Source organism: Gillisella vitis (assembly GCF_021559775.1).
GTDB classification, from domain to species: Bacteria; Pseudomonadota; Alphaproteobacteria; order Rhizobiales; family Rhizobiaceae; genus Allorhizobium; species Allorhizobium ampelinum.
Map to the genome: position 1 here is coordinate 667,682 of NZ_CP056047.1, position 25,083 is coordinate 692,764.

Consider the following 25,083-nt stretch of genomic DNA (forward strand, 5'->3'; position numbering starts at 1 on the left):
GGTCCCCACCATTGCATTCACGGGTCGTTTCGAGTAGATATCAATGACTGTACGGTTAGTCAATATAGTTGCCGGAGCGATAGTTACCGGTATAGGAATTGAAAGCGTAATGCGGGTGCTTTCGCTCCGTCGCCTCACGCAAGTCCGCTCGCTCAAACCTCAAGGAAAATGGTCATGGCAAAGCGATTGAAAACGATCAGCCGGGCCGAGCAGAAAGCGAGGCGCCCGCAGGAAATATTGGAAGCTGCATTTGAAGAGTTTCTGGACAAAGGTTTTTCTGCGACGCGTGTGGAAGATGTAGCTCTGCGGCTCGGCATTACAAAGGGCACGGTTTATCTTTATTTTCCGTCAAAAGAGGTGTTGTTCGAGGAGAGCATCCGGCAGATGTCGCTGCCGTTGTCCCAATTGCGTGCTTCTGCTGAAACACTGGAGGGCAGCTATGCCGAACGATTGAGGCAGATGATCGGCATGGCCTATGAGATGATCGCTGGTGATTGCAAGTGTAGCGAACTCCTGCGTCTGACGGTGAGTGAGGGGACCCGCTTTCCCCATATTGTAGACAGGCATTACGACGAATTCGTTGCGCCTCTGTTGAAAACGGTCTGCATGCTGGTGGAGGGGGGCGTCGCTGCCGGCGAATTTTTGCCAGGCCCGGCCGTTTCCGCTCCCGATGTTCTGATTGGGCCGGTCATCCACTTCAATCTCTGGTCAATCCTGTTTGCGCAACGCAGACCACTTGACCAAAAGGCCTACATGGAAGCCCATATCGATATGGTGATGCAGACCCTGATGCGCGGCAAGGGCTAATAATCCCGACTGCCCCGATGAATGCCTTTCTTTCCGTCAATCCTGTCTATAGAAAAGCGGGATGCGCCTTCGCTCCGATATTTTCGTCGCCGCCATCATCCGCCGTGTGTTTTCCGCCGGCGGCTTTGCCGCTGTGGAGCGTAAGGGCATGGACCAAGCCGGCGCCATCTTCCTGCGCCAGCGGTTTCGCGATGGCCTGGAAAGTCTTTATGCTCCAGCCCCGCAAAGCCTGATTGAAGACGATGATGCCGAAATGTCAGGCGACCGTCGTTTCGAGCGCCGCCTGGACAGGGTCGATGCCAGCGAGGTTGCGGCCCTGATGGAGCGCGAGCGCCGTTTTGACCCGGATCTATGGCTGGTGGAAATCGAGATCGACCAGTTGGATGGTCTTTTGTCGCTCGTTGGCGAAAGAAGCTGAAGGGCGGCCAGGCTTATTGCTGCCCTCTGTCTTTTCAGGAAAATCGGGTTCCATTTTTCACGGACATAGTCTCAACGCGAAGCCGACACCGCCACTGGTTGGACGTCGCTCTGACTGCTTTGATAGGTATAGCGGTCGGCCCTCAGCCATGCATCAATGCGCTTTTCGCAGTCTCTGCCGTCGAGCGCCGCGATCAGTCTGGCGACGCGCGGTTCGCCCTGCTGCAATTGGTTGAGATGCGGGTAGAGGCGGGTCAGTATGAAAATCATGTCGGGAATGGCCATGGCAAGGCCGGTCAGCGTCGTGGCCAGCTGCTGGCCGGAGGTGTCGAGCAGGATACGCTCGGCCAGCCAGCGGCTTGAAGACAGCGCATCGGCCAAGGCCGTGGCGAAGCTGCCTGCTTCGTTTTCACGGGCAAACCGCACCAGCAGAGCCGCCTGCACGGAACTGAGGTTGCGTCGACCCAGGCGATCATGCTCCTGGCGGTTGAGGTGACGATCCAGCGCCTTCAAGGTCTGGCGCAAGGCTTCCTCGCGTTGTGCCCTTGTAGAATTGTATGTCGGATCCTGTTCCTGCTTCTCTACGGAGAGCTGATCTGGATTCTGCGCCACCGTCTGTTCTTCCGCCGCATCCTCAGGGTCGATAGCGGGCATGTTTTCGGGTTCGGCACCCGCGTCGGACCTCAGGCGAATGGGGCGGGGCGGTGCTTCCATCATGTCCTGGACAATATCCTCGTTGTCCACGTGCTGGGCGTGCTCGGGCAGAGGGTCGATGAAGCGCAGGCCTGCCAGTGCATCGATGACGGCGGGCGACAAAGCCTCGCGGCGCACGATGGTGCGGGCGTGGTGTATGCCCTGGGTGCAGGCGATGGTGATGAGCAATTCATCCGACAGACAGGGCGAGGCGATCAGGAATGGCGCGGCAATGGCGAGCGGCTGACTGGCGATGAAGAATGCCACAGCTTCCGGCACATTGGGCGATTGCGATAGCGCCGCCACGGCGTCGCGCCGGGCCTCTTCGGAGGAGTATTGAAACAAGGGCTGGAACAGCAGGGCAAACTGCCGGAGATCGGCCTTGCGGGGATGTTCGAGGCTTTCGAAACTGGAAACGGTGGCCATTAAAACCACGTCCTTCTTGCGGCCGATCCTCGGATTTTCCAACGCCCGAAATTGATGATCCACGACATTACCCGTCCCAACGCAATACCAATTCGGTCAAAATAGACGGTAATCGTTAGCAAGCTGTTAACCATCGACAGTGTTTAATAAGGAAACTTTGATAAAGCAGCATATCCTTGCGTGAGCGTTGCAGCGGCATCGCTTTTACTCGGAAATGTCAGCAAGGGTTCCCGGAAAACGGGAAGCTCTTCAGTATAAAAGCAACTTTTCATGAGGATGGCTGTTTACCCCTCATGTCTGGAGAAAAGCGCAGAATGCCTGTCTTTGCTGCCCAAAACAGCAAGGCTGGATGTGCTGGCCCCTTTGCCGGGGCAGGATGAAATCGATCTCTTCATCCGTCTCATCTACCCCAAATGGAGACGAGCATGGCTGACATCGTGAAACTGAAAGACCGGCTGGATCAGAAGCCCGTCAACCGCACCCCCGCACCGACACAGGCCCGTATCCTGCTGTTTACCGGCGTGCGCTATACCCGCACCGAACCTCTGCTGATCGGCGCCGCCTCGCTCACCGGCAAGCGGCCAGCGCAGGACATGCATCCCTACGAGGGGTAATACGAGGACTCGCTCAAAATGACTCTTCGTATTCCCTGTGAAAATATCTCAAGCCTCTGATGCATTTGAGATATTTTCAAGTCGAGGATGCGTAAGCGTCTTCAAGACTTGGTATAAGGCGTGTGTTCCCGTGATGCGGCTCTTCCTCCCCGTGGAGTGAGATCGATTGGCTGTTGGCTATTGCGACCAGTGAGGCAATCACATGGATTCAATGTCATTGGCTGAGCTCGGTTGCTTTTCTATGAAGCGCGCAGGGCAATCAGGAAATCCGGGCCGTTTTTCCAGGCATTCCCCGGAACGCTCTATGGCATCCTTCACGTTATCGACTGTGCAGAAGATGCGCTAATACCGCCAATTCTGTTGGGTAAGTTTGTTTTTTGGAGCGGACGCGCTTTAAGAGAATACGCAATAGTTGTGCAACCATAGTTTCCCTGAGATGCCTATGTCTGCTTTGTTTAAGAATGGTCCAAAAATTTAAAATATGTATTTTATTTTGCAATTCTACCAAAGATTGTTTTGTATGCGATCGTGATATTTGAGTAATAATTCCGCCTACCCCATTTGGGGGATGTTTAAAGCACCCAAAAATGGTTGATAAACGTTGTTGGAAATAAACAACATTATTTCAAGTGGGGCATTTGATGCATAAAGATACAGAGTCTGCGCTTGGATATAGTCACGCGGAACAATTGGACCAGAAGAAGACAGAATTGTCTCGAAACAATCGACGGGAAGCCTACGACGAGGATTTGGCGGGCACGCCCGATCGTGACAGCATGATGTATGCGCCACGGGTGTTTGCAGGAATGGGTGTCGTCTTGCTGGGTTTTGCCATCTATAATTACCAATCGACAGGGCTCATCGCGGCCACAATCATCAGGACGGTTGTTGCGGCAATTATTCTTCAAAGCGTCTATTTCATCGCGATTGTCTATCTTGTCATGCGTCGGGTGAAGGCGCGCCTTGCCACGCTTCAAAACAGTCAAGCCTCCCGTGATGGTCGTACACAAAAGGATCAGTGCGCAGGTCGCGACCTGACGCTTGCCGAGAGGGCGGACAATGCCTGAGCCTGGTCTATGCCTGTGAGGTGTGACAGGTATGAAGGGGCTTTTCCGGGCATTGGTGATGCGGAATCAGAATGACAAAGTGCCGACGTCCTTTTAAAGCGGTTTCCAGTGTCGAAGCCGCACAAAGGAGGATGTAAGACCCTCAATCCGCTTCCAGTGAATGAAGCGAAGTCAGAGCGGCAATAAGGTCGGTTTGCCGGGCCATATCGGTTTTGGCCAGTACGGTTTTTATCTGGCTTCTGGCGGTTTCCAGCTGAATCCCAAGGGCCTGGGCGGCATCGCGCAGAGGCTCTCCATCCAGAAGCAGTTTCGTCAAACGCGCCTCGGCGCGCGTTAAATTCATCAGGGATTGGATCATCTCCGAGGTCAGGCCATTGCTACGGCTGAGGGGGACCAGAATGATGAAAAAGCTGACCGGGCTGAACAATCCGACATTCAACCGGGCGGCGGGAATGAGATAGACGACCGCCGGCGGCAGGCCCGGCTGGCCGGGGCAGGCGAATTGAGCGCCCTGCATCTCGTCCCGGCTGGCGCCAGCTGCCATACCCGCGGCAAGACTGGCTTCAAAACTTGCCTGTGCTGCGGGATGGAGAAAGCGCAACTGGTCGAAGGCCGAAATGGCGTATCTTGGATTGCCTGCTTCAAACACCGTATTGCACCCCAGGATCTTGCCTTTGGCGGTCAGTGCGGCGGTGGGCAGCCGCGCCAGCTGCAATGCCCGCAGACTGTTGTCGACCGCCTTGAATTCAAGCTGGGAGGCAAGGATCAGGCTGCGACGCAGGTCCCGGCCGACACTGTTGAGAAGATCAAGATGTTTTTCTTCGATGGGACCGCTATCACGCTTTCGTTCAATCGAGATTGCAATGATTTTCTCCTGCGGAAGATCGAAGCTGACGCCAGCGGCAAAGCCAAAGCCGCGCGGCCAGAGAAAATCCCGGTAAAGTGGCTCATCGCGCATCTGCTCATGCGAAAACTGATCGACATCGCTGATGAATTTCGACTTGCTGGCGCTCAGCAGCGCTTTGGTGCGAATATTGTCGGCAGTCCAGCCCTGTTTGAAAAAATCAGAATAAAGCTCGCGCACCCCTGGCGTCGTGATCAAGGGCATGAGCTCGTCGGAGATATTGACAAGCAGGGCGCCTTCCGCGCCGACAAGATGCGCCAAGCGGTCCAGCGCATTTTCCCAGGCCGCCGGTTCAGCGGCCGCTTCGTAAATGCAATCTATGATAGTTTCCGGCATAGCAATCTCACATATTAATATTGCTATGTTTAGCAAACATGTCTTTCTGAAGCAATGCCAGTCAATTTACTGAATAACATTATCAGATTTTAAGTCGAAAAACAAAATAATTGAATATTTTAATTTTTTATCGCTTGGAAAGAAGAAAATTTTAGATTTAATTGAATGTTATAAAGAAAACATGCGCGCCAAAGTGTTGTCGCTCTTTGTTCGATTGCGAAAATACTTTATGGATCTATAGCTGTCTGATCGCAACCGGCGTTTGTAAGAAAAGCCTGTGCATCGGGCGCGAAGCTGGCTTGAGGCACAAGGGTGCGCAACACGGCATAGCCCTGGGTTTCCGGCATTTCCACCAGTATGGTCTGGGCAAGCGCATCGGGTGCCGTGGCGCGCAGCCGGGCGAGTTGGGCCGGGGTGGCGACAATAATGTCAAGCTTGCCCTCGACGGATGTAGCGTCGTTCATACTGTAGACTTCATTGGCATCGCGGTCGAAAATACCCACCGACCAAAAGGGAACACTGCCCTCTGCTGTCAGATGCACCGGCGCCTCGCTGACATCGAAAGCGCAGGCGGCGAGTTTTAGGAAGGGATCGCCATTGGCAAGCCCCGCCCGGTCCGCCCGGCTGTCGAGACTATAGAATTTGAACAGCGGGCCTTCCATGGTTACGCGGGTATAGGCATCCTTGCCGGTGAAATGCGGCAGCGCCAGGATGATGACGATATGCAGAACCACAGCCCCGACCAGGCCGACAAGAATGGCGTAGATCAGCTTACGCATTGCCGCATCCGATCTGTTCGACATGCGGCATGGCCAGTGTCACCAGACCCGAATTGCCCGCGACCGGCGTGTCCAGCAGAGTGAGGTTGAGCATCAGATCTTCGCTTCCTGCGGGAATGGCCAGCCAATTGCCGGGCGCTGCTTGCGAACCGATGGTGATCTCCATGCTGGCATCCCGATTTTTCAGCGTCGTAACCGAGTTCAGCGCCCCCGGCAGGTCGGGTGAGACGGGCAGGAGCGTTCCATCCGGGCGGCTGGCAGAAAGCGTCCAGTAGCGCGCCATTGGCACCGTGCCCGCCAGCCGGTAGCGGCAGCGTGTATTCAGCTTGCGCCCGTTCGTATCGGTCGTGGCAATAAAACTCAGCCCTTCGGCGCTGCCCAGCAACAACCGCCCGGCCTTGGCCCGGTGCGAGCGCGCATAAGGATCAGCATCGGCGGTCTGCGCCTGCGGAAACGCCCGCCAGCCATCAATCTCGATCTCGCCAAAGCCCACCGTGGCATTCAGCGCCATCAGCGTGGACTGGATGCCAAGCCCGAAAGCAATGGCAAGCGCAATGGCGACAAGAAGCGGAACCCTGAGCACGCGATGATTCGAACCCTGTTGATTGTTGGAGAAGCGGTAGCACTCAATTCAGGGCAGGGAAATGGCGGGGGTGGTGCAGGATTGATGCTGGACCCTCGGTGGGGTGGTCGAAGAGGCGCTGTTTCGATTTGAAATGCGCAAGAGCCGTAATCAGCAAGGGGCGTATAATACATATAATACTAAGAGGGATTGAAGATGACTCCTGGTGTTCCTTTTTGGATTATCTCAAGCACTTGATGCATTTGAGATACTCGGTGCCCCTGCACGGCGAGGAGGCGTCAGCATCTTCGAGACTTAGTATAATCGGTCTCTGTCGCTAATTTGTTCTTTGCCGTTATGGGCTGAGCGAACGCACGGCACTCCCTAGGTTGTTCGGTTTTGAGCGTTTCGTACGCGTGTTACCCCTTGGGGTAGGGCTCCGAGAGCGCTTTCCAAGGGAAGAGGAGTTGCCCGCGCCGTCTTCTTCACTAGATGTCGCTTTTTCGGTTCGAAAGTTCTCTGTAAGGTAATAGGGAAATTGCTCAATTCCGGGAAGAGCGCGTTTCGGATCTTTAAATCTATTTCTATTTCTATTTCTATCCAGCCCTCCGCCCTGCACCCCGTTTTCACGCGGATCTGGCGCTCTAGTGTTTCTTAGCGGAGAACTAGCCCTGTTTGTAGCAAGCGTGCGACCCAAGCGTCCGAGAAAACTCCCTGCATGCAACGAAACAAAAGCCCTTTCGGCGCGGTTTAAAGCTTCGAGCTGCTTATTTAGGCCTAGTTTGGCTTCGTTTCTTCGCTCTTCCCAAGTTTGTTTCACATGCCGAGCTGTCAGCTCTGAGGTATTCAGAGTTCTCGCCACCTCACCGGGTGCGATTGATGCAAGCATAATCGCGCCCATAATCGTAACAACTGATTCCTCTGTAAGCCCGGGAGTTTTATCACGAGTTTTAAGAAGTTCAATAACCTTTTCGTTAAGAAGTTCATGGGCGAAATTTTTCCCGCTTTGTTTAATATTGGAGCCAGGGTGTCCGGCAGCGAGTATTGGTTTCCCATCAACGTCGCTTACAACCTTGTTTATTGGTATAGATAAAATGGTCTGGGCAGTGTCGGATCTGAAGCCATCTGCATGTTTTAGTAACCATTGCCGGACATTTCCATTGATTCCCCTATTGTCAGGGAGTTCGTGTAGTTTTCTGTAGAGTGATGTTGTTACTGCACCTTCATGGAAACCTGTATTATATCCGTTAATAGTTTTATTTCCTGATCTACCTCGTAATTCTCCTTTTTTATGTCCAACGGGCAGAAATGATCGAGCGGATCGTTGTTGAGGTGTGAGTGTATTGTCTCTTGTTATTTCGTATGTTTCGTTCGCAGGCATTTTGTCCTCTAGTATTTTATTGTAAATTAAAATCCTAATATTTATTAAATCCCCGGCAATGCTGGTTTAGTAAAATAACTATGAGAGAACGTCAAATTGACCCGCTGATATTGATCAAAGCGCTTATGATTGGTGAAATGTGCAGGTAGCATTATCTGATTTGATGGTCATGTGATTTTTATTAATATAAAAAACAATATTTCTATCCCGATTTATTGATTATTATAGTCGTAGCGGTTTTATGTTGTACTAAATGTTTTGAATTCGTCATTTTATAATTAAGGCTTTGACAAATTCATTCCACTAGAATCATAGACTTGCTAGTGGTTTTCATGATTGTGACATTTGCTCTCGAGGGTGCTGTATATGGTAGCAAATGCCACAATCAAACCACTAGTCTTTTGTTTATGCATCGATTTTTCCAAACTCGGTTGTCACCTCCGTTTGGATCGATGCACTAGAGCATCATGCAGAAAACAACAGTCAGCACGATGCTCTAAGTTTTTGTTCGCGCATCGGATTTATCCGAAAATCGATTCTTAACTTTCGGTCCGATATTCTAGCGCTTCTCCACCGATATGGCTCTGACCTGATAACCGCTATCGTCCCACGCATCATCCATTGGCTGAGCCGTAATCGAGACCGAATTTAATCCAAGTTGCAAATAGTCGTGATATTCTACCGAAGAGAAGTCGAGATTTCGCAATGCGATGGAAAGCATATTATCCTCCCCGCCTTCTGCTTCTGTCGCATCGACATATTTTCGAATGACATTATCATTGTCGCCATTAATGATGATAGACAGAACAACACCCGTATTGTTTGTTTTCCAGTGCTTTAGATAGAGGGTATATTCATTGACCGTGTCGATGATCTTAAAATATAGCGTAAGTTGATAGGCGAAGCTCTGAGATGAGCTCCATTCCATCGTTAAACAAGTTTGCGATGTGGTAAAGCCAGACGTGCTCCCATCCGGATATTCGGTGGTGTCATCGATCATCAGGTCGTTTGTGGTGGCGAGTGTCCGGAATCCTTTCGTGACCTGCGACGATATCGCCTGTGGGATAAACCGGGTGGGAATGAATCCGACGATTGCGGCGCGACTATTTACGCCAATGGGGTCGAGACCCATAATATTCAGGTCCAGTGTCGTCGTGATCGAGGGGGATACGGTAGCGTCTGAGGTTTGATTTTTGGCATATATATTTGCGGCCTGAGTATCCATGTAAACGACCGGGCCATCACCCTCTAGATAGTGCGACGCTGAATAGTATTTGAGGTCGTTCTCGATGTTAATGGTGGTTGAGGCCCCGTAATCGACATACAATCGCCAGCATGATTTCATGACGAAGTTTATGCCATACATCGACAGTTCGCTGGGGGGATATAGAAAACTACCATCGTAAAGATTGGAAGCCATTGTAGCCGAAATTTGCATTGCTATTTGGCTGGAATTGTTTTCATTATATTCGCCCGTGTCCCCAAACCGGCATTCTATTGAGTTCCACGGATATTCCTGACCGAAAATCCAAGTGGGCAAACCGGTTGTAGGTGAGACCAAGGCATAGGAGCCCCAGTCTTTGATGCTCATCGATTCTCCGCTTGATGCTTCTTTGTCGGAACTGGTTCCCAGGCTGGCCGTATTCGAGTTTTCGCGCGTGTGGGTCGTGGAATACTCATAGGATGCGGTCTCTCCCGAGTTCATTCCTGCTGTCACGGAAACGCCATAGGTGCTTGACTGGGCATAGGAATTACCCGTGGTGCTGGATGTGGCAGAATTCGTTCCATTTGTTTGTGCCGATGATGCGGTGGTTTGAACTGCGGTGTTCACCGTTACCGGGGAATAGTCTACGAGATTTACGGTGATGCCGTCGGGGGTGCCGCCTTCACTATCCTCAATCTTCATTGAGGCCGATATCAAGACTGGGTAGTTCTCAAACTTCTCTTCTGTCGCGTTGGTTGAGGCACCCACGGGTATTTGGATGGGATTCATTGAGTAAAATGAAGGATTTCTAATGATAACTCTTTGCGAACACGTGAGAATAAATTGCTGATTTCTGGGCTGTGAGTAAGAATCTTGTGTAAGAACCTGTACGTCATTATAAAGAGATACTTTATAATCTATAGAAATAATGCCAATTGCTTTGTAACCGCTGTTACCATCCGTTAAATAAAGAGGTCTTGTAACGCTATATGAATAGGGGTCTTGTGCACGAAACATAAGTTCAAGCTCCACCAAAAATGAAGTAGTTGATGGCGTAGGACTTCTGCATGACGCTGAAGGCTTGGTTGTCGGTCCAGCTTGAAGATGTTGTCGAGGAAACTTCCGTACCATTATCGTTATATGTTACGGGGATATTGTTCGTGCCAATGCCGCCAGCGAAAGTAGCGGCGTACAGGTAGTTGTCGCTATCATGTTGGTTGTTGCCATAATAACCATTCTTGCTCGATGTACCGAAGCCCAGGCCTGTAGTCGCGTTCGCATTTTCTCCCCAGCCATAATGGGTATGAGATGGCATCTGGCTTAGTGATAGTTTTACGGTTTCGTTGCCGTATTGGGAAGATTGAGCATAGGTCGTTCCTGCTGTGTTTATGCCAGCACCAATGATCGTTAAGCCTATCAGGTTAGGAAGAACGTTTGTCCCAAGAAGACTCGCCAACTCAGGATATAAATCTGTATCGAAAGTATTGCCATTGCAATAAAGCCATCTATCCGACGGCGAGCTGCTATTCTGTAGGACTGCAACGATAGCGCCGACAGGAACATAATTGTAGGACATGTTTAACGATCCTGAGATTGAGTTGTGAAATTATTTTGTTTTGATACATTATTGATTCTATGCATAACTTTATTTCTGCATTTTTTTTTGTCAATACAGGAGAAAGGCGCAATCGCGATTGCGCGCCGTAATTTAGGGTCAACGGTTAAGCGATTACCATCTCAAGACGGACTTACTTATATTTCGGCAGCAGACTTGGCCCCCTTAATCCAGCGCCGCCCGCAATCCCGGTGCCAGCGGCTGTGCCTCGGTCAGCATCGTGCCGATCTGGCGTAGCAGGGCGGTGGTTTCCACCGACAGCGTGCGCGGGCGGACGAATTCGGGCGGGGCGGGGGCTGTCCCCTTTGGTTCGCCCTTGGCCGGTGCTGGGGCCTTTACGGCTACGGTCGCCGGTTCCAGTACGCCAGGGATTGGCCGCACTGCGACGCCCTGATGGGCGTAGTCCATGATGGTCTTGAAGGTCATGGCGGGGAGCGAGCCGCCGGTCATGTTGTTGGTGGAGGTGTAATCGTCATTGCCGAACCAGACAGCGGTTGTGAAATTGCCGGTATAGCCGACGAACCAGGCATCGCGATAGGCTTGCGTCGTGCCGCTCTTGCCAGCGGTGAGAATGCCATCGAGAGCGGCTTTTCGGCCGGTGCCGATATAGGGGACCTTGGTCAGCATCTGGTTCATGTAGTTATCGGCCTGCTCGGTCAGTACCCGGCGCGGGGCTGGTTCGTCACGGTCGAAATCGTAGAGCACATGGCCGCGATAGTCTCTGACATCGACAATGCCATGGCGGCGTGATTGCAGGCCCCCGGATGGCAGCACGGCATAGGCCGTCGCCTGGTCCATGGCCGTGACTTCCGAGGTGCCGAGCGGAATGGTGACATCCTTGCGGATCGGCGTTTCCACGCCCATGGCTTTCGCCATGCGGATGACGGAATCAACGCCCAGCCGGTCCTTGACGAGGCGGACCGGCACGGTGTTGATCGATTTGGCCAGCGCGGTCGTCAGCGTAATGCGCCCAGCATAGCTGTTGCCGTAATTATGCGGGCTCCAATTGCCCCAATTGACCGGACCATCGACAATGGTGGTCTCCGGGGTCAGGCCCGCTTCCATCGCCACCGCATAGGTGTAGATCTTGAAGGAGGAACCGGGTTGGCGCAGGCCGCGCGTGGCGCGGTTGAACTGGCTTTCGCCGTAGTCGCGTCCGCCGACCATGGCGCGCACCGCCCCGCCGTTTTCCAGCGTCACGAGGGCGGCCTGCTTAACGTTATATTGTTCGCCATATTCGCGCAACGTATTGCTGACAGCGGTTTCGGCGACTTTTTGCAGGCCCGGATCGATGGTGGTGCGCACGATCAGCGAATGTTCGGGAAAGCGGGAGGCGATGCGTTGCACCTCGTCAAACGCCCAGTCGAGAAAGAAGTCCGGTGCCTCGCGCTCGGCCCGGTCGACCACGGTGGCCGGATTGCGCCGGGCGGCAATCACCTGGCCCTCGCTCATGAAGCCGCTTTGCACCAGATTGCTCAACACTTCATTGGCGCGGCCACGGGCGGCGGGCAGGTTGACATGCGGCGCATATTTGGCCGGTGCCTTGAACAGGCCCGCCAGCATGGCGGCCTCGGCCAGATTGACGTCGCGCACGCTCTTGCCGAAGTAGAATTGCGAGGCCGCCGCCGCCCCAAATGTGCCGCCGCCCATATAGGCGCGGTCGAGATAGAGCGACAGGATTTCCTGCTTGGTCAGGTTCGCCTCCAGCCATAACGACAGGAAGGCTTCCTTGATCTTGCGCTCGATGGAGCGCTCATTGGTGAGAAACAGGTTTTTGGCGAGCTGCTGGGTGAGCGTCGAGCCGCCTTGGACCACGCCGCCAGCTCTGGCATTTTCGCTGAGCGCCCGGCCAAGGCCGATGAAATCAATGCCGAAATGATCGAAAAACCGCCGGTCTTCGGTGGCCAGCACCGCCTTGATCAGATTGTCGGGCAGGTCTTCGAACGGCACGGAATTTTCATGGATAATGCCGCGATGGCCGATGACATTTCCGTAGCGATCCAGAAAGGTGACGGCAAAATCGCCGCGATTGCGCCAATCCTTGACCGTTTCCTGAAAGGCGGGCATGGCCAGCGCCAGCATCACCACGGCACCGGCGGTTCCCAGCGTCATCGCTTCGCCCAGGGCCTCGAACAGCCATTTCTTCCAGCCGCGCATCCGAAACCGGCGAAAGAAGATCGTGGTTTCTTCCCAGAATTCGGCGGCCTGGAAGCCGGTATTCCATAAGGTGGAATCCAGCCAGGCGTCGAGTTTGAGAAAGATATGCCGCTTTTTCTTCTGCATGGCGGTTCCGGGGCCGAGCCTTAAGATGATCTGCTACAATATCATAGGCGTAGAGTGCCGGGGATGCTGTAGGCATATGCAACGCTTCACATGCAACGCTTGACAGGCGCCAAGCTTGCGCCCATGTCTGCGTTGATCGCGATATATCCCAGCCAATGGATCATATGCGACTTAACTTTTAACGAATCTATAAGATTGCCGCGGATTGGGTGCTCGCATCCGACCGATGGCCAAGGGCATGATGACCAGCGAACCCTATTGGAAGACCAAGCGCCTTGATGAGATGAACACTGTGGAGTGGGAAGCCCTCTGCGACGGCTGTGGCCTGTGCTGTCTCAACAAGCTGGAGGACTGGGAAAGCGGTGAGGTGGTCTTCACCTCCGTTGCCTGTCGTCTGCTGGATGGGGAAAGCTGTCGGTGCAAGGACTATCCCAACCGGCAGGCCACCGTGCCCGATTGTATCCAACTGACGCCAGATCAGGTCGAGGACATCGCCTGGCTGCCGCCCAGCTGCGGCTACCGGCTGGTGCATGAGGGGCGCGACCTTTACTGGTGGCATCCGCTGGTTTCGGGCGACCCTGAAACCGTCCATCAGGCCGGGATTTCCGCCCGGGGCCGCACGGTCAGCGAAGAGCATGTTTCTGTCGAGGATTTCGAGGATTATCTCTGTGACTGGCCTATGACGGTGCTCTTGCAGGCCGAAGAATCTGGCGACCAATAGGGGCATGAAATGACGACAGAAGCAGACGGACTTTTTTCCAAACTCGGCTGAAGCCTTCGTTTGGATCGATGCACTCTTAGTATAATTTTGACATTTGATCCTCGAGGGTGCGGCAAGGGGGTATCAAATGTCAATTTCATTCCACTAGACTGCCGTCTTGGCTGCCACCGGTCCGGTCAGAAGTGTCAGGTCGCCATTGACGGCATAGCGGTCGAAAATGGCCATCGCCTGCCGACGAATATTTTCCGGCACCTCGGCTCCGCGGCCCGCGATGCCCTGATTGATCCGCTTGCGTTCACCGTCACGCTTGTCGGCCAGCGCCTCGGTGATTTTCTGAGCCGCCTGGCTGTCCGCTCCGGTGAAGGTGGCGATCCGATCAGCCAGAACCGCCTTGTCACCGAGGAAATCCGTTTCATAGGAAACCCATAGCGGCTTGACCAGATTGAGCATTTCGCATCGCTGCCAACTCAGCAGAAACTGCGCATACCAGATCGCTTGAGCCGCAACCAGCATCTCAAGCCGCTCCTCGAAGGGCAGGTGGTGGTAATTGCTTGGCAGGCCGTCATCAAAAAAAATGGTGTCGACCGGACGGTTGGAAGCGCGCCAGGATTGGAACATATCATCGAGGCTGATCAGCGTGTCGAAGAAATTACGGACAGTGACGATAGGGCGGATGTTGTAAAGCGTCATCTGGCGGGCCAGATAGGGCGTGCATCGAATGTGATGCTGGGCGACATAGCCACGGCCGTTCAATCCATGCCGCATAAGCGCAAGCTCATCGGTTTCCTGCGAGCGCAGATTGCCTCCCAGTGCAGAGCCGCTGCCGGGTGTGAAGCTGGGAAGTGCCAGGTTGACCAGGGGGATATCCAGTGCCTGCACCAACGCCATCGAAATGAACGTCGAGGCCGATTTGGGCGCACAGGCCACCAGAACATTCGGCTGTCTGGCCCGGCTTGCCGTCAATCTCGCCCGAAATGTCAATTCGGCAAGTTGGGAAGTCGACAGCTTCAGACCCTGGGCGTCGCCATCGCTTACGGCGGGCAGAAAGAACGGATTGGCATGGCAAAGGGCCGCGGCGACTTCCAGAGCCCGGTTTGGCGGTACGGAGGACAGATAATCCATTCCCAGGCTTAGTGCTTCGCGCGGCGCCAGGGTGGAGATGTCTGCTAGCGTCTGGCCCAGCGTGTCTTCCAGGTTCAAACCTGCCTTGTCATTCGTCCGGATGCCGACCGCATGTTCCATGCTGCAACCTGTCCTTATCCTGCTGCGTCTATCCAAACGGAGGCTTTGGCCGAATTGGATATATCGACGCATAAACAAAAGCTTGGTGCATGAGAGCATGACTGAAGTGAATGCGTCGGTGCACCGGGGTGTGTCTGTACCAAAGGGTTATTCGCAAGGGGCGAAAACGTTATGGTGTAAAGCTGACTGAGGAAGCTTGCGCCAGGCAGGAGCTTACAACCTCGTCCACGAGGGCCGGACCTCTACTGGTGGCATCCGCTGGTTTCGGGCGACCCTGAAACCGTCCATCAGGCCGGTATTTCCGCCCGGGGCCGCACGGTCAACGAAGAGCATGTTTCTGTCGAGGATTTCGAGGATTATCTCTGCGATTGGCCTTTGACAGTGGCCGGGGATGCGCCTTGACCGTTATCTGAGGATCTATCCTTAGAGTAAGTCTCGTACAAGTTTTACACTATAATTTCATCTCGATTGAAACCGTTTCGGTGCATTGGAGAGCCTATGTCGAGACTGGACTGGTCCCTTGTCAAAAGCTTTGTTCGCGAAGCGGCCCCGGTGCCCGACGCGGAATGGGTGTCGCGGAAATTCGATGAGTTCCTCCGGCGGACCGATCCCGCCGATGCTTTTGCGATTTCGGGTGTGTTCTCGCTGGCGCATCCGTTCTATGTGCCAAAGATGAGCGATGCCGCAGCCGACAGTCTGGCGATTTCTGTGCCGGAACTCGGCGAGGCTCTCATGCGGGCACGGCTGACGGCCTCGCGAGCGCATCAGCCGAATGTTCTGGTGGCGTGTCTGCCAAAATCGGCTTCCACCTTCATCGGTCAGAGCCTGATGAAAGTATTGAATGTGCCGATGGCGGTGCTGATGTCGTCCGCCTTGTCGCCGCAAACGCCTTTTTCCATGGGTATTACCCTGCGTGAGCAGGAAACGGACGAGTTGGCGTTGATCCAATACGGCAATAATGGCCTTGGCTATGTGGCGCAGCATCATTTGCGATGCACGCCCTATCTTTGCCAGCAGCTTGAGCTTTACAATATCCGCCCGATCGTCACCTACCGCAATGTCTATGACAGTCTGGTCAGTCTGGATGACATGATGCGCAAGCAGCAGCAGGAATGGGCGGCGACCCGTGATAAGGATGCGATCTATTTCAGCGACGGCTTGCCATCCAATTATTGTGAGCTGGACGACGAGACGCGCTATCTGATCCTGGTGGATCGCCAATGTGCCTGGTATCTACAATTCTTCATGAGCTGGAAACGCTGCGAAGCGCTTGGTCTGGTCAAGCCGCTCTGGGTCTCCTACGAGGAGGATTTTCTCGGCAACAAGCAGCGTCTGGCCGAGAGGATCGCCGCCTTTGTCGGGTCGGAATTCCTCGATTCCGCAAAGCTGTCCGAGGTGTTTTCCGAGACGATCCAGACGGGTCATGCCCGGTTCAACAAGGGTGTCAGCGGTCGGGGCAGCCAATTGCCTCAGCGTGTCAAGGATCGGATCAGGGCGAGTTTCGATCTCTATCGCGATGATTTCGATTTCTCTGAAATATTGCCGGATTGACGCCTTGCTTCTGCTGGCCCTTCAGCTTCGGCACGCCCGCTGGATTTTTGCACCATCGCCTCGGTTGAGGATTGCACCTTAGGTTGTGATTGGTTATATAGCGGTTCCGCAGACTGCGGGCTGTACTATCGTCATCTTATATTTGCTGATCTATTTCCTGTATCGTTCCGGCACGCGAATGTATCGGACCGCGATACGCTTTCGGTGAAATTGCAGGCATGAGGAGTGTTTGGCAATTCGAGCCGCAGACGCCGGGCTCTTGCTGTCATTCACGTAAAAATGTGTGAGTTCGATGTAACTTTTTTTGGTTATTTACTTCTGCCGATATTGATAGTTAAAGGCTAGAATGCAATTTTGAAAACGTCGCGAGCTGGATATTTTACTATTTCTGCTTGCAACCAGGAAGGACAAGCTCATGAATATCGGAGAAGCCGCCGCAGCCTCCGGCGTTTCTGCGAAGATGATCCGCTACTATGAGGAAATCGGGCTGGTTTTGCCGGCACGGCGCACCTCAAGCAATTATCGGGTCTATGGCGAAAATGAAGTCCACCGTCTGCGCTTTGTGCGGCGGGCGCGGACCCTCGGGTTTTCCCTGGAGGAAACGGAGCGGCTGCTGGCGCTGTGGAGCGACTCTGGCCGCAAGAATGATGATGTGCGCCAGGTGGCCATGAACCATCTGCGCGAACTCGAAGACAAGATGGAAGCCATGCAGGCCATGGTCGACACGTTGAAAAACCTGGTTGATCACTGCGAGCAGGGCGACCGCCCGGATTGCCCGATCCTGGAAAAGCTCGGTGGTTCTCCCACGCACAATAGCCGCAAGGTGGAAATGGAAGAGGCCTGAGCCTCGGCATAACGGGTTAGACGAAAGCCTTATCCGCTGTGGTTGTCTGCTTTATATCTGCCGCAATGTGCTTGACTGGCGGCAGAATAAATACGGGTGACAAGACCCGTTGTCGGACGCACCTGAACCCTGGGGGCGGGGGAATGGGGCGGGCGGCCGGTCGCAAGACCGGCCGTCAATCAAGACCTCAGTCGGCTGTATGCTGAACCAGACAGACCCGTGCGTCTCTGTTGTGCGGTTTGTGGTGTCTTCACGAGGGGCGGATTCAACAGCCTGAGCCTATAAACACAGCAGTTCTAAAGAGTTACAGCGTCCTTTGGCATTTTACAAAATGCACCGCGCTAGAACCGGCAATTGTGAAATTGAACCGGACGGGGTCTCACCACTCTTCTCTCATAGGCTGATTGGGCGTTAAGTGAGCCTCCGATTGTGGAAGACTGCTGTCTTCGTCACAATTAAAAATAAGAAAAAAAACCTAAATAGGAAAATAAGCATTGACGCCGTGACGGTGTTCTGTTAGGTTTTGTCTACGGTTGGAAATCTGCGGCTTCGGTCCTTCCGGTTCGATTTTTTACGTTCTCTTTCATACATTTACAGCGTTTTAACTCTGGTTGTGGCGGTTTTCCTTCCTTGTGATGGGAGCCTCGCCTGCCGGGAGGATATTCATCATGGATGATTTCGATATATCGCTTTACGGCTGCTGGCCTTTACCAGCGCTGTCCTTTGCCTGCGACCGGCATGGGTTAACCCTCAATGACGGGCTGGAAATCAAGGCTGCGGATCTTACTGCCCTGAGCGATCATTATGCCGGGCTGCTCAATGAGCTGACGCGGGAAATGTCGGCGCAATTCGAGCAGTTCCGGTTGTTGCGCGAAGGGGCGGCGGCGCTGATGGAGGGGGGCGATGAGGCGGCGGCAAAGCTCGCCCGTGCCGATCTGAAGGCGGCGACCGAAGCCATGTCGGTGATTGTCCGCACGCTGGAAAAAATCGATGCGCTGCAACGGCAATTGGTCCGTGACCGCGAAGCCGAGGAGGAGCGGGCGGGCGAGACCGAGACGCTGGATGTCGTCCAGGCCCGGCTGTTGGCGCTGGTGGAAACCCAGGCGGAGGCCAAGGCGGGCCTGCTGTTTGAGCGGTGGAAAGCGGAAAGTCTTGCTGCAACTGGCCCCCCGGGCGCGACAAGCGAGCAGCCAATTCAGACAACAGCGTGAGGGCCGCAGGTGACAGGACGTTCGGATCGGCTGTCGGCGGGCATATCGGTTGCCGCGCTTCTGGCGGCATCGCAGGCCGAAAACAATGGTTTATCCGCCCTGCGCCGGGAGATGCAAAACCTGCGTGACACGGTTTCGGCGCTGGGCGATGAAGGATCGCTGCTGGCGCAGACGATCAGCGGGCGGCAGGGCCATAATTCTCCGGTTCTAGCTGGTCAGGCGGATGGAAATAACGGCGTTGATATGATGCAGGGGCTGGAGCTTGCGGCCTTACAACGGTTGGCGCGTAGCTGGGCCTTGCTGCGGCACCCGTTGCAAGCACCGCCCGAGGGGGCGTGGCGCAATTGGCTTCTGATGGGCGGACGCGGTTCCGGCAAGACCCGGGCCGGAGCCGAATGGGTGCATGAGATCGCCTCGGCTGGTGAAAAATCCGCTGTGCGGATTGCACTGGTGGGCGAAACCCTGGGCGATGCCCGCGAGGTGATGGTGGATGGACTGTCGGGCATTGCCCGTATAGCCCGCCACAAACGCCCGGAAGTGGAAATTTCCCGGCGCAGGCTGGTCTGGCCGAATGGCGCGATGGCGCAGATGTTTTCCGCTGAAGACCCGGAGAGCCTGCGCGGCCCGCAGTTTCACTATGCCTGGTGCGATGAGATTGCCAAATGGAAACATGCCGAGGAGACCTTCGACATGCTGCAATTTTCCCTGCGGTTGGGGGATGATCCACGCCAGGTGATTACCACCACGCCGCGTCCGGTGCCGATCCTGAAACGGTTGCTGGCGGACCCCGGCACGCGGCTGACCCGGCTTTCCACCTTCGGGAATGCTTGCAATCTCGCGCCCGGCTTTATCGAGGCCTTGCAGGCCCGTTACGGTGGCACGCGGCTTGGCCGTCAGGAATTGGATGGTGAACTGATAGAGGACCGGGAGGATGCGCTGTGGCGGCGCGACCGGCTGGAGCAGTTGACGGTCAGGCTCAGTGAGCCGCTGCACCGCATTGTCGTCGGCGTCGATCCGCCCTCCGGGGCGGGTGCGCAATCGGTCTGCGGCATCGTTGTCGCCGGTCTTGATCGGCTTGGCCGGGCAGTGGTGCTGGCTGATTGTTCGGTGACGGGGGAAAGCCCGGCCAGTTGGGCGACCGCTGTGGTGCGGGCCTTTCGCCGGTTCGAGGCGGACCGGGTGGTGGCGGAGGTCAATCAGGGCGGGGAAATGGTTGGGGCGCTGTTGAAAAGCGTCGATGCCAACCTGCCGGTGCGCATGGTGCGGGCGACGCGTGGCAAGTTTTTGCGGGCCGAGCCTGTGGCGGCTCTCTATGAACAGGGCCGCGTTTTTCACGCAGCCCGTTTTGCCGATCTGGAAGATCAAATGTGTGATTTCGGCCCTGAGGGCCTGTCGAATGGCCGGTCGCCGGATAGGCTCGATGCGCTGGTCTGGGCTTTGACCGCGCTGCTTCTGGAATGCGCGGGCGAGCCGCGCATTCGCACGCTATAATTATTTGGTCGCAGGCGCTGACGGTGCCGAAGGTTGACGCATCTGGCGCCATTCGGATTCAAGGCGTTCAACGATATGGGCAGGAATGGTCCGGCTGGCCTCTGCAATCGTCTTGCTGATCTGGCTGCTGCTCTTGGCGTCCATCACATGTCTCCTGTGTTAACCGCCCGGCGCCCGTCATGGCGCGGCAGGGCTTGTTGCTCTGTGCCGCTCATAACCAGCGGTGGAGCGGAAAGTTCCACAAGCTTAAATCTTTGTAAATATCTCGTGACATGGCCTGAACCGATTGAATTTTGTTTAACCGATTTAAATCCCAGCATTTTTTGGGTTCAATCTCGCCGCGTTCGGCTGAGCCCTGCTATTTTAAGGGGAATTGGCAGTTTATGAACACCACAGCTTTGCAATCGCTCTTCAACCGGATCCGCGGTGAATTGTGTGGCGGGCGGCTCGGCACGGCTCAGGTGCAGGGCATCAACGCCATTCTGGCGGGCTGCGCGCGCCATGGTCTGACCGACCACCGCCATATCGCCTATGTGCTGGCCACAGCTTTTCATGAAACGGCGGGTCGTTTTCAGCCCCTGCGGGAAACGCTGGCGAAAACCGATGCCGAGGCCATCGACCGGTTGGAGCGCGCCTATGCAGCGGGCCGCTTGCCCCAGGTAAGCGCGCCTTACTGGCGGCCGGACGAGGCGGGACGGAGCTGGTTTGGCCGGGGCTTTGTGCAGATCACCCATAAGCGCAATTATCAGGCGATGTCGGTGGCGCTGGGCGTCGATCTTGTCGCCGAGCCGGCCCGCGCCCTGGATAGGGCGACGGCGGCGGATATTCTGGTGGTCGGCATGCGCGACGGGTTGTTTTCGGGCGTTAGGCTTGGCGATGTCTTCACCGCCACGGCAAGCGACTGGACCGGCGCCAGGCGCATCGTCAATGGGCAGGACCGGGCGGAACTGGTCGCTGGGTATGGGCGGGTGATCTTTGCGGGGTTGGGGTGAGGTTTGCTGAGAGCGTGGATGAAAGCGCCATGGGTTTTGTAAGGCGACATAGTACCCGTCACTTTTAGCTTTGCGTGCTGGGTTCCCCCTCACCCCGCCTCCGCTACGCTCAGCGGACCTCTCCCCGCTGGGGAGAGGAAACCATAAACGCTGCGGCGCTTTCCTTATTCTCTCCGCTAATTTTCCCGAGAGGCCAACTTTCCCCAGAGGCCAATTTTTTCTCCAGAGGATGGAGAGAAGCGGCAAGAGCCGCATGTGTCGTGCCTTTCTCTCTGTTGATGGGCACATCTGCGCAAATGCCCGACGGGACCCTTTCAATTTCAGGAGAACATTATGCTGTCTTCCTTTCGCCTGCCGTTTCGGCGGGCCAATCGTGCTGCTGTGTCGTCGGCGACGCCAACACAGACAAAAGCGGGGATACGACCCAGGGCGGGGTTGGAAATGCTGCTCTCCACCGGTGCCGGGCGCGGCACGGGGCGGTCTTATGCAGCCTTGTCACGCGCTGGCTTTCTCGGCAATCCGGTGGCGCATCGGGCGGTGCGGCTGGTGTCGGAGGCAGCAGCCGCTGTGCCGCTTCTGCTTTATCAGGGCCTGCCGCAGGAAGGGGCGGGCGAGTTGAGCGAGCATCCGGCGCTGGCGCTTCTGGCCCGGCCCAACGGGCGGGCAACGGGGGCGGATTTTTTTGAAATGCTCTATGGCCATCTGCTGCTGTCGGGCAATGCCTATCTGGAGCCGCTCTGGCTTGGCGGGCGGCTGATGGAACTGCATCTGCTGCGCCCCGACCGGGTCAGCGTCGTCGAGGGTCCCGATGGCTGGCCGGTGGCTTATGATTATCGTGCCGCCGGGGTGACGCGCCGGGTTGCCGCCGAAGGCGAGCCGCAGCCGATCCTGCATTTCAAGCTGTTTCACCCGCTCGACGATATCAGCGGTTATGCGCCGCTCGCTTCGGCCCATAACGCGCTGGATCTGCACAATGCCGCCGCCACCTGGAACAAGGCGCTACTCGACAATTCCGCCCGTCCCTCCGGGGCGCTGGTCTATCAGCCCAAGGAGGGTGGTAACCTGCCACCGGAACAATATCAGCGGCTGAAGGACGAGCTGGAACAGGGCTATTCCGGGCCAATGCAGGCGGGCCGCCCGATGCTGCTGGAGGGCGGGCTGGACTGGAAGGCGATGAGCCTGACCCCCCGCGACATGGATTTTACCGATGCCCGCAATGGCGCGGCCCGCGATATTGCGCTCTCGCTCGGCGTGCCGCCGATGCTGCTGGGCATTCCCGGCGACAATACCTATGCCAATTACCAGGAGGCCAACCGAGCCTTCTACCGGCTGACGGTGCTGCCGCTGATCCGCCGTACCGCCGCCAGTCTATCAGGCTTTTTATCCGACGGGTTTGGCGAGGTCTTGTGCCTGAAGCCTGATCTCGATCAGGTCGAGGGCCTGTCCAGCGAGCGTGACGCGCTGTGGTCGCGGGTCGGGTCTGCCAGCTTCCTCACCGACGAGGAAAAGCGGCAGGCGGTTGGATATGACCCGTAAAAGCTATCATTTTCAATCGGTTGATGTCTGATCCGGACTCTGTTCCGCAGGAGGGTGATTCAGAGTGTGAACATCTGCACCCTGTTTCTGAGCAGACGCACATAAGCGATTCTAAAGATTAGAATTTCCGGATGAACTGCGGCGGATTTGCGCCTGTATCCACAATCATAAGACGAAAAGATTAATAAAATGACCGATTTTACACCCGACACGCCCTTATGGGGTGCGCGGCTGGCGGGCGCATTGGCGGGGTCCGCCATCTCGCTGGTCTATCTTCTGCCAAGAGGGCGGCGCGAGGCGGCGACCCGGTTTTTCACCGGGCTGGCCATCGGGCTGATCTTCGGCGGTGCCACCGGCCAATGGCTGGCCCGCAAGCTGGACATTCTGCAAAGCCTGTCCGGTGCCGAAATCATGCTGGCCGGGGCGACGCTTGCCAGCCTTTCGGCCTGGTGGGCGCTGGGTGCGCTGGCGCGGTTTGCAGGCCGCTATGGGCGCAAGGACGGCTGAAGCCGTCGATCTCATTCCAGATTAAAGGCCAGATTAAAGGAGAAATTCATGCACGCTTATCGCGGGCCAGGAAAGCTGGTGCGCAAATTTGCCGATCTGACCCTGTCGGATCTCAGCGGCGACGGCACGTTCAGCGGCTATGCCAGCGTGTTCGGCGAGGTGGATCTGGGGCGCGATGTGATCGAGCCGGGAGCGTTTCGCACCAGTTTGCAGGGGCGCGGCGCAGGCGGCATCCGCATGCTTTACCAGCACGATCCCAACCAGCCGATTGGCAGCTGGACGCTGCTCAAGGAAGACGCGCGGGGCCTTTATGTCGAGGGACGGCTTTCCCCCGGCGTCAAGCGCGCCGAGGAGGTGCGTGCCCTGATGAAATCAGGCGCGCTGGACGGGCTGTCGATTGGTTTCCAGACGGTGAAATCCCGTCAGGACGCCAAGACCGGCATTCGCCGCATTCTGGAGGCCGATCTCTGGGAAATTTCCGTCGTCACCTTTCCCATGGCCCCTTCGGCCAGGGTTTCCAATGTCAAGCATCAGCGGTTTTACCGCGACAAGGATACCGAGCTGATCCGGGCGATGCGCCGGGCAGCCCGGACGATGGCCAACAGCAATTTCAAATAAAGGATGGATTTATGAGCGATCATCAGATGACAGCCCCCGAAATCAAGGCGATCCCGGAAACCATGGCCGCCGCCTTCGACGACTTTATGGAAGCCTTCGAGGGCTTCAAGCAGGCCAATGACCAGCGGCTTGGCGAAATCGAGCAGAAGCTGACCGCCGATGTCGTCACCCGCGACAAGGTGGAGCGGATCAACAAGGCGATGGACGAACAATCTCGGTTGCTGGACCAGCTAGCGCTGAAAAAGCTGCGCCCGGCACTGGGGTCGAACGGCAATCGCGGCGGTTCCGGCAGCCTGGAGGCGACGGAGCGCAAGGCGGCCTTCGAGGCCTATATCCGGCGCGGCGATGAGACGGCGCTGCGCGATCTCGATGCCAAATCCATGGCGATTGGTTCGGATGCGGATGGTGGCTATCTGGTGACGGATGAGACCGATAGCGAGATTGGTCGCAGGCTCGCCTCCATCTCGCCGATCCGGCAATTGGCCAGCGTCCGGCAGGTATCGGGCGCCGTGCTGAAAAAGCCGTTTGCCCCAAGCGGCATGGCCTCCGGCTGGGTGGCGGAAACCGCGGCCCGCACGCAGACCGATACGCCGCAGCTGACGGAACTCAGCTTTCCGACCATGGAGATTTACGCCATGCCCGCCGCCACCCAGTCGTTGCTGGATGATGCGGCTGTCGATGTCGAAGCCTGGATTGCTGGCGAGGTGGATATTGCCTTTGCCGAGCAGGAAGGGGCGGCCTTTGTGGCGGGTGATGGTGTCAACAAGCCGAAGGGCTTCCTCGCCTATGAGACGGTGGCCGACACCGCCTGGGCCTGGGGCAAGATCGGCTTCAAGGCGACCGGCGCTGCCGGTGGCTTTGCCGCAAGCGGGCCATCCGACGTATTGCTCGACACCATCTACGCGCTGAAGGCCGGTCATCGCCAGAACGGCACGTTTGTGATGAACCGCAAGACCCAGGGCGAGATCCGCAAGTTCAAGGATGCCGACGGCAATTACCTCTGGCTGCCGCCCGCAGGCCCTGGCCTTGAAGCCTCGCTGATGGGCTTTCCGATTGCCGAGGCTGAGGACATGCCCGATATCGCCGCCAACGCCTTTTCCATTGCCTTTGGCGATTTCAAGGCCGGGTATCTGGTGGTTGATCGCATGGGCGTGCGGGTGCTGCGCGATCCCTATTCGGCCAAGCCCTATGTGCTGTTCTACACCACCAAACGGGTTGGCGGTGGAATGCAGAACTTTGAAGCGCTCAAGTTGATCAAGTTTGCGGCCAGTTAATTTGGTCC

The 25,083-nt window shown here is 56.0% G+C and carries 24 protein-coding genes and 1 pseudogene; 15 read left to right on the forward strand and 10 right to left on the reverse strand.

What is annotated here, in order from left to right; all coding sequences use genetic code 11:
- The first annotated feature begins 174 nt into the window (after nucleotides 1-174).
- Both AVCG78_RS03030 and AVCG78_RS03035 read left to right on the forward strand, forming a co-directional pair.
- Nucleotides 175-807 (forward strand): TetR/AcrR family transcriptional regulator, encoded by a 633-nt coding sequence (locus tag AVCG78_RS03030; protein WP_071202893.1) that lies wholly within the window; start codon nucleotides 175-177, stop codon nucleotides 805-807.
- Nucleotides 808-868: 61 nt separating this feature from the next.
- Nucleotides 869-1,225 (forward strand): DUF1491 family protein, encoded by a 357-nt coding sequence (locus AVCG78_RS03035; protein ID WP_071202895.1) that lies wholly within the window; start codon nucleotides 869-871, stop codon nucleotides 1,223-1,225.
- Nucleotides 1,226-1,296: 71 nt separating this feature from the next.
- Here the strand turns inward: AVCG78_RS03035 and AVCG78_RS03040 are convergent, their stop codons facing one another.
- Complete coding sequence (locus tag AVCG78_RS03040) at nucleotides 1,297-2,343, reverse strand: hypothetical protein (protein ID WP_071202897.1); 1,047 nt, start codon at nucleotides 2,341-2,343, stop codon at nucleotides 1,297-1,299.
- 425 nt (nucleotides 2,344-2,768) lie between these two features.
- Here AVCG78_RS03040 and AVCG78_RS03045 point away from each other — a divergent pair, with 425 nt between their 5' ends.
- Nucleotides 2,769-2,957, forward strand: coding sequence for a hypothetical protein (locus AVCG78_RS03045; RefSeq protein WP_071202899.1), 189 nt, complete (start codon nucleotides 2,769-2,771; stop codon nucleotides 2,955-2,957).
- A gap of 641 nt (nucleotides 2,958-3,598) precedes the next feature.
- Nucleotides 3,599-4,024, forward strand: a complete 426-nt coding sequence (locus AVCG78_RS03050) for an exopolysaccharide production repressor protein (RefSeq protein WP_071202901.1) — start codon at nucleotides 3,599-3,601, stop codon at nucleotides 4,022-4,024.
- 142 nt (nucleotides 4,025-4,166) lie between these two features.
- Here the strand turns inward: AVCG78_RS03050 and AVCG78_RS03055 are convergent, their stop codons facing one another.
- The 7 genes from AVCG78_RS03055 to AVCG78_RS03085 form a co-directional block, all read right to left on the reverse strand.
- A complete protein-coding gene (locus AVCG78_RS03055) occupies nucleotides 4,167-5,264 on the reverse strand; it encodes a helix-turn-helix transcriptional regulator (protein ID WP_071202904.1) in 1,098 nt (365 codons plus the stop codon).
- Nucleotides 5,265-5,491: 227 nt separating this feature from the next.
- Nucleotides 5,492-6,043, reverse strand: a complete 552-nt coding sequence (locus tag AVCG78_RS03060) for a DUF1254 domain-containing protein (RefSeq protein WP_071205400.1) — start codon at nucleotides 6,041-6,043, stop codon at nucleotides 5,492-5,494.
- Nucleotides 6,036-6,626 (reverse strand): DUF1214 domain-containing protein, encoded by a 591-nt coding sequence (locus AVCG78_RS03065; RefSeq protein WP_071205401.1) that lies wholly within the window; start codon nucleotides 6,624-6,626, stop codon nucleotides 6,036-6,038. Before AVCG78_RS03065 ends, AVCG78_RS03060 begins: the two co-directional genes overlap by 8 nt.
- A 334-nt stretch (nucleotides 6,627-6,960) precedes the next feature.
- Complete coding sequence (locus tag AVCG78_RS03070) at nucleotides 6,961-7,986, reverse strand: hypothetical protein (protein ID WP_174089650.1); 1,026 nt, start codon at nucleotides 7,984-7,986, stop codon at nucleotides 6,961-6,963.
- Nucleotides 7,987-8,545: 559 nt separating this feature from the next.
- On the reverse strand, nucleotides 8,546-10,207 hold the full coding sequence (locus tag AVCG78_RS03075; RefSeq protein ID WP_071205406.1) for a hypothetical protein: 1,662 nt from the start codon (nucleotides 10,205-10,207) through the stop codon (nucleotides 8,546-8,548).
- A gap of 4 nt (nucleotides 10,208-10,211) precedes the next feature.
- A complete protein-coding gene (locus tag AVCG78_RS03080; protein ID WP_081355381.1) occupies nucleotides 10,212-10,766 on the reverse strand; it encodes a phage tail protein in 555 nt (184 codons plus the stop codon).
- A 204-nt stretch (nucleotides 10,767-10,970) separates the two neighbouring features.
- On the reverse strand, nucleotides 10,971-13,088 hold the full coding sequence (locus tag AVCG78_RS03085; protein WP_139191495.1) for a transglycosylase domain-containing protein: 2,118 nt from the start codon (nucleotides 13,086-13,088) through the stop codon (nucleotides 10,971-10,973).
- Nucleotides 13,089-13,329: 241 nt separating this feature from the next.
- Between AVCG78_RS03085 and AVCG78_RS03090 the strand changes: the two genes are divergently transcribed.
- A complete protein-coding gene (locus AVCG78_RS03090) occupies nucleotides 13,330-13,809 on the forward strand; it encodes a YcgN family cysteine cluster protein (protein ID WP_015915368.1) in 480 nt (159 codons plus the stop codon).
- Between the two features lie 144 nt (nucleotides 13,810-13,953).
- Here the strand turns inward: AVCG78_RS03090 and AVCG78_RS03095 are convergent, their stop codons facing one another.
- A complete protein-coding gene (locus tag AVCG78_RS03095) occupies nucleotides 13,954-15,051 on the reverse strand; it encodes a hypothetical protein (protein ID WP_071205404.1) in 1,098 nt (365 codons plus the stop codon).
- Between the two features lie 231 nt (nucleotides 15,052-15,282).
- On the opposite strand from AVCG78_RS03095, the pseudogene AVCG78_RS27445 reads away from it, so the two are divergent.
- The 5 genes and pseudogenes from AVCG78_RS27445 to AVCG78_RS03115 all read left to right on the forward strand — a co-directional run.
- Nucleotides 15,283-15,453 (forward strand): annotated as a pseudogene (locus AVCG78_RS27445) (YcgN family cysteine cluster protein); the annotation flags it as partial.
- Nucleotides 15,454-15,549: 96 nt separating this feature from the next.
- Nucleotides 15,550-16,602 (forward strand): hypothetical protein, encoded by a 1,053-nt coding sequence (locus AVCG78_RS03100; protein ID WP_015915370.1) that lies wholly within the window; start codon nucleotides 15,550-15,552, stop codon nucleotides 16,600-16,602.
- 415 nt (nucleotides 16,603-17,017) lie between these two features.
- Nucleotides 17,018-17,446, forward strand: coding sequence for a Cu(I)-responsive transcriptional regulator (cueR, locus tag AVCG78_RS03105; protein ID WP_071205405.1), 429 nt, complete (start codon nucleotides 17,018-17,020; stop codon nucleotides 17,444-17,446).
- Nucleotides 17,447-18,114: 668 nt separating this feature from the next.
- The gene (locus AVCG78_RS03110; RefSeq protein ID WP_071204579.1) at nucleotides 18,115-18,657 is read left to right on the forward strand and encodes a hypothetical protein; all 543 of its coding nucleotides are present in this window, start codon (nucleotides 18,115-18,117) and stop codon (nucleotides 18,655-18,657) included.
- Nucleotides 18,658-18,900: 243 nt separating this feature from the next.
- Nucleotides 18,901-20,148, forward strand: a complete 1,248-nt coding sequence (locus tag AVCG78_RS03115) for a DNA-packaging protein (RefSeq protein WP_409065490.1) — start codon at nucleotides 18,901-18,903, stop codon at nucleotides 20,146-20,148.
- Here the strand turns inward: AVCG78_RS03115 and AVCG78_RS03120 are convergent, their stop codons facing one another.
- Entirely contained in the window at nucleotides 20,149-20,292 is a 144-nt protein-coding gene (locus AVCG78_RS03120; RefSeq protein ID WP_174089652.1) for a hypothetical protein, read from the reverse strand.
- 239 nt (nucleotides 20,293-20,531) lie between these two features.
- Here AVCG78_RS03120 and AVCG78_RS03125 point away from each other — a divergent pair, with 239 nt between their 5' ends.
- The 5 genes from AVCG78_RS03125 (at nucleotide 20,532) to AVCG78_RS03145 (ending at nucleotide 25,075) form a co-directional block, all read left to right on the forward strand.
- Nucleotides 20,532-21,140, forward strand: coding sequence for a glycoside hydrolase family 19 protein (locus tag AVCG78_RS03125; protein ID WP_071204578.1), 609 nt, complete (start codon nucleotides 20,532-20,534; stop codon nucleotides 21,138-21,140).
- A gap of 333 nt (nucleotides 21,141-21,473) precedes the next feature.
- A complete protein-coding gene (locus tag AVCG78_RS03130) occupies nucleotides 21,474-22,676 on the forward strand; it encodes a phage portal protein (protein WP_071585340.1) in 1,203 nt (400 codons plus the stop codon).
- Nucleotides 22,677-22,865: 189 nt separating this feature from the next.
- Entirely contained in the window at nucleotides 22,866-23,183 is a 318-nt protein-coding gene (locus AVCG78_RS03135) for a DUF6107 family protein (protein WP_071585339.1), read from the forward strand.
- A 48-nt stretch (nucleotides 23,184-23,231) separates the two neighbouring features.
- Complete coding sequence (locus AVCG78_RS03140) at nucleotides 23,232-23,801, forward strand: HK97 family phage prohead protease (protein ID WP_071204575.1); 570 nt, start codon at nucleotides 23,232-23,234, stop codon at nucleotides 23,799-23,801.
- 11 nt (nucleotides 23,802-23,812) lie between these two features.
- On the forward strand, nucleotides 23,813-25,075 hold the full coding sequence (locus AVCG78_RS03145) for a phage major capsid protein (protein WP_015915378.1): 1,263 nt from the start codon (nucleotides 23,813-23,815) through the stop codon (nucleotides 25,073-25,075).
- The last annotated feature ends 8 nt before the right edge of the window (nucleotides 25,076-25,083 follow it).

Excerpts from the sequence above, each read along its gene's own strand:
- AVCG78_RS03030 (WP_071202893.1), top strand. The coding sequence starts at position 175 with ATGGCAAAGCGATTGAAAACGATCAGCCGGGCCGAGCAGAAAGCGAGG.
- AVCG78_RS03035 (WP_071202895.1), top strand. The coding sequence starts at position 869 with ATGCGCCTTCGCTCCGATATTTTCGTCGCCGCCATCATCCGCCGTGTG.
- AVCG78_RS03040 (WP_071202897.1), bottom strand. The coding sequence starts at position 2,343 with ATGGCCACCGTTTCCAGTTTCGAAAGCCTCGAACATCCCCGCAAGGCC.
- AVCG78_RS03045 (WP_071202899.1), top strand. The coding sequence starts at position 2,769 with ATGGCTGACATCGTGAAACTGAAAGACCGGCTGGATCAGAAGCCCGTC.
- AVCG78_RS03050 (WP_071202901.1), top strand. The coding sequence starts at position 3,599 with ATGCATAAAGATACAGAGTCTGCGCTTGGATATAGTCACGCGGAACAA.
- AVCG78_RS03055 (WP_071202904.1), bottom strand. The coding sequence starts at position 5,264 with ATGCCGGAAACTATCATAGATTGCATTTACGAAGCGGCCGCTGAACCG.
- AVCG78_RS03060 (WP_071205400.1), bottom strand. The coding sequence starts at position 6,043 with ATGCGTAAGCTGATCTACGCCATTCTTGTCGGCCTGGTCGGGGCTGTG.
- AVCG78_RS03070 (WP_174089650.1), bottom strand. The coding sequence starts at position 7,986 with ATGCCTGCGAACGAAACATACGAAATAACAAGAGACAATACACTCACA.
- AVCG78_RS03075 (WP_071205406.1), bottom strand. The coding sequence starts at position 10,207 with ATGTTTCGTGCACAAGACCCCTATTCATATAGCGTTACAAGACCTCTT.
- AVCG78_RS03080 (WP_081355381.1), bottom strand. The coding sequence starts at position 10,766 with ATGTCCTACAATTATGTTCCTGTCGGCGCTATCGTTGCAGTCCTACAG.
- AVCG78_RS03085 (WP_139191495.1), bottom strand. The coding sequence starts at position 13,088 with ATGCAGAAGAAAAAGCGGCATATCTTTCTCAAACTCGACGCCTGGCTG.
- AVCG78_RS03090 (WP_015915368.1), top strand. The coding sequence starts at position 13,330 with ATGACCAGCGAACCCTATTGGAAGACCAAGCGCCTTGATGAGATGAAC.
- AVCG78_RS03095 (WP_071205404.1), bottom strand. The coding sequence starts at position 15,051 with ATGGAACATGCGGTCGGCATCCGGACGAATGACAAGGCAGGTTTGAAC.
- AVCG78_RS03100 (WP_015915370.1), top strand. The coding sequence starts at position 15,550 with ATGTCGAGACTGGACTGGTCCCTTGTCAAAAGCTTTGTTCGCGAAGCG.
- cueR (WP_071205405.1), top strand. The coding sequence starts at position 17,018 with ATGAATATCGGAGAAGCCGCCGCAGCCTCCGGCGTTTCTGCGAAGATG.
- AVCG78_RS03110 (WP_071204579.1), top strand. The coding sequence starts at position 18,115 with ATGGATGATTTCGATATATCGCTTTACGGCTGCTGGCCTTTACCAGCG.
- AVCG78_RS03115 (WP_409065490.1), top strand. The coding sequence starts at position 18,901 with ATGATGCAGGGGCTGGAGCTTGCGGCCTTACAACGGTTGGCGCGTAGC.
- AVCG78_RS03120 (WP_174089652.1), bottom strand. The coding sequence starts at position 20,292 with ATGGACGCCAAGAGCAGCAGCCAGATCAGCAAGACGATTGCAGAGGCC.
- AVCG78_RS03125 (WP_071204578.1), top strand. The coding sequence starts at position 20,532 with ATGAACACCACAGCTTTGCAATCGCTCTTCAACCGGATCCGCGGTGAA.
- AVCG78_RS03130 (WP_071585340.1), top strand. The coding sequence starts at position 21,474 with ATGCTGTCTTCCTTTCGCCTGCCGTTTCGGCGGGCCAATCGTGCTGCT.
- AVCG78_RS03135 (WP_071585339.1), top strand. The coding sequence starts at position 22,866 with ATGACCGATTTTACACCCGACACGCCCTTATGGGGTGCGCGGCTGGCG.
- AVCG78_RS03140 (WP_071204575.1), top strand. The coding sequence starts at position 23,232 with ATGCACGCTTATCGCGGGCCAGGAAAGCTGGTGCGCAAATTTGCCGAT.
- AVCG78_RS03145 (WP_015915378.1), top strand. The coding sequence starts at position 23,813 with ATGAGCGATCATCAGATGACAGCCCCCGAAATCAAGGCGATCCCGGAA.